This is a genomic window from Bradyrhizobium shewense, from assembly GCF_900094605.1.
GTDB lineage: Bacteria > Pseudomonadota > Alphaproteobacteria > Rhizobiales > Xanthobacteraceae > Bradyrhizobium > Bradyrhizobium shewense.
This window is the reverse complement of sequence record NZ_FMAI01000093.1, coordinates 1-1,924: the sequence shown is the minus strand read 5'-3', so window position 1 is coordinate 1,924 and position 1,924 is coordinate 1. Positions and strand designations below refer to the sequence as shown.

Annotated in this window: 3 protein-coding genes and 1 pseudogene; 2 read left to right on the top strand and 2 right to left on the bottom strand. The window is 58.4% G+C overall.

Features of this window, described 5'->3' with window-relative positions; genetic code table 11:
- A pseudogene (locus tag GA0061098_RS43375) lies at window positions 1–402 on the bottom strand (ATP-binding protein); the annotation flags it as partial.
- Window positions 403–542: 140 nt separating this feature from the next.
- Between GA0061098_RS43375 and GA0061098_RS43370 the strand changes: the two are divergent.
- Window positions 543–1,001 (top strand): nuclear transport factor 2 family protein, encoded by a 459-nt coding sequence (locus tag GA0061098_RS43370; protein WP_091968256.1) that lies wholly within the window; start codon window positions 543–545, stop codon window positions 999–1,001.
- Window positions 1,002–1,003: 2 nt separating this feature from the next.
- Window positions 1,004–1,627, top strand: a complete 624-nt coding sequence (locus tag GA0061098_RS43365) for a TetR/AcrR family transcriptional regulator (RefSeq protein WP_091968253.1) — start codon at window positions 1,004–1,006, stop codon at window positions 1,625–1,627.
- Between the two features lie 141 nt (window positions 1,628–1,768).
- Here the strand turns inward: GA0061098_RS43365 and GA0061098_RS43360 are convergent.
- On the bottom strand, window positions 1,769–1,924 hold a 156-nt coding region (locus GA0061098_RS43360), incomplete at its 5' end, for an ATP-binding protein (protein WP_165637993.1).

The following is a 1,924-nucleotide window of genomic DNA, read 5'->3' as shown; positions in this document are numbered from 1 at the left end:
CAGCCGATCGAGCAGCGCGGTGGTCATCTTGGCGTCCCCGAACACACTGGGCCACTCGCCGAAGGCAAGGTTGGTCGTGACGATTACGGATGCCCGCTCATAGAGCCGGCTGACGAGGTGGAACAGAAGCTGGCCACCGGACTGGGCGAAGGGCAGATATCCGAGCTCGTCCAGGACGATGAAGTCCATCCGGGTCAGATGCTCGGCAAGCCGGCCCTGCCGTCCGTTGCGGGTCTCGGTCTCCAGACGGTTGACGAGGTCGACCACATTGTAGAAGCGGCCACGGGCACCTGATCTGGTGCAGCTTCTGGCGATGGCAATGGCCAGGTGGGTTTTGCCTGTGCCGGTGCCGCCGACCAGGACGACGTTGCGTTGTTGGGCGATGAAGCCGCCGCCAACGAGGCTACCACGCGCCGCTCCAAATCGATCTCAAACAGCCAGACGGAAATGCCACTTGACAACGACACAATCATCCGCGATTGTACCGATCGGTAAAGTTATTACCAATCGGTACAATCACCTCAACTGACAAGGAACTGAAGATGTCACGACTCCCTCCTTTCACCCGCGAAACCGCTATCGAGAAGGTTCGGCTGGCCGAAGACGGCTGGAACACCCGAGACGCGGCCAAAGTCGCTCAGGCCTATACGCTCGACACCCGCTGGCGGAACCGCGTCGAGTTCACGAGCAATCGCGACGAAGCTCAGGCACTTCTGACACGCAAGTGGAACAAGGAGCACGAATACCGCCTGATCAAGGAGCTTTGGGCTTTCACCGGTAACCGCATCGCGGTGCGCTACGCGTATGAATATCGCGACGATGGCGGCCGCTGGTACCGCGCTTATGGTAACGAGAACTGGGAATTTGCAGAGGACGGTCTGATGGCGCACAGGCACTCGAGCATCAATGAAATGCCCATTGCTGAAAGCGATCGTTTGTTCCACTGGCCTCTTGGTCGTCGGCCGGATGATCACCCCAGCCTCAGCGATTTGGGCCTCTAATCATGGCCCGCATGGTCGCTGAAAGAGCCGACGCCATAGCCCCGTTGGCCGAAGTTTTCCGCGAACATGGCTACGAAGGCGCAAGCCTTGCCTTGATTGGCAAGGCTACCGGTCTTGGCAAGGGCAGCCTCTACCACTTCTTCCCGAACGGAAAGGAAGAGATGGTGCAGGCTGTTCTCGGCGAAATCGGCCAATGGTTCGAGGATGTCGTATATTCCCCGCTGCGTAACCAGAGCGATGCTAATGGCGCCATCGGTGCAATGCTTGACTCGACGGACCAATATTTCAGGTCCGGCAGGCGCGTGTGCCTCGTCGGTGCTTTAGCAGTTGCCAATACGCGTGACCTCTTCGCGCAGGCCATCCGAGGTTATTTCGTAAGTTGGGTGGACGCATTGCAGTCAGCGCTTATTCGGCAGGGCCGTGACGCCGATCAGTCGCGCATCCTCGCGGAGGAGGCCGTTCTTGCTATTCAAGGAGCCATTGTTCTTTCTCGGGCAATGGATGATCCGGCCGTTTTTCAGCGGGCTATCGACCAACTCCGGAAACGATTAGTGATCGAAAACGATACCTCTAACAACAAAGGCACAATCGACGATTCACCGCAAAATGAAGGTCGGCTTGTCTGAGATTAGCGGAGATATTCCTGAGTGACTGAGGGCCAGATCCGGGATGGGCGCGATCCGGCCCAAAATGCTGCGGACTTAGAAGCCGGACTTCGCCCGTCTAACTGGACGCATTCGCCGCCTTCCATAATGTGTTTGATCGTCTCACGTAGCGGAGGCGAGACGAGCGCGGGTGATATGATCGTCGTCTCGGCTTTTGAATCGCCAGCTGTCGTTGCCGGTCTCGACGATGTCGCAGTGATGGGCCAGCCGATCGAGCAGCGCGGTGGTCATCTTGGCGTCCCCGAACACACTGGGCCA

Bases quoted from the DNA above. Each gene is read 5' to 3' on its own strand.
- GA0061098_RS43370 (WP_091968256.1), top strand. From the start codon at position 543: ATGTCACGACTCCCTCCTTTCACCCGCGAAACCGCTATCGAGAAGGTT.
- GA0061098_RS43365 (WP_091968253.1), top strand. From the start codon at position 1,004: ATGGCCCGCATGGTCGCTGAAAGAGCCGACGCCATAGCCCCGTTGGCC.